Origin of the sequence: Psychrobacter sp. 16-MNA-CIBAN-0192, from assembly GCF_040309565.1 — a bacterium.
Lineage (GTDB): Bacteria > Pseudomonadota > Gammaproteobacteria > Pseudomonadales > Moraxellaceae > Psychrobacter.
Map to the genome: position 1 here is coordinate 1 of NZ_JBEOOX010000704.1, position 237 is coordinate 237.

The window sequence follows — 237 nt, forward strand, 5'->3', positions numbered from 1 at the left end:
GTGCGACCTTGCTCGATTTCGATAATGCGACGAATCAAACCAAAGGTCGCAATCCAATCTTTCGTGTATTCGTCAGCTTCAACCAATTGCTTTTCATATCTGCGCTGAAGTGCTTGTAATTCATTATGTTTAGTGAATGGCTTACCCTCGTGTTCTGCTTCATATTTAAGATCATCCATCACTTCAATCTCTCCTTCTAACTTGACTGCTAAATTAGCCGCTTCGTGAGATTTATAG

The 237-nt window shown here is 40.5% G+C and carries 1 protein-coding gene; it reads right to left on the reverse strand.

Annotation, left to right across the window (positions count from 1 at the left end; all coding sequences use genetic code 11):
- The coding region (locus AAEY78_RS14915; RefSeq protein ID WP_352340273.1) for a hypothetical protein at positions 1-237 on the reverse strand (237 nt) is incomplete at both ends.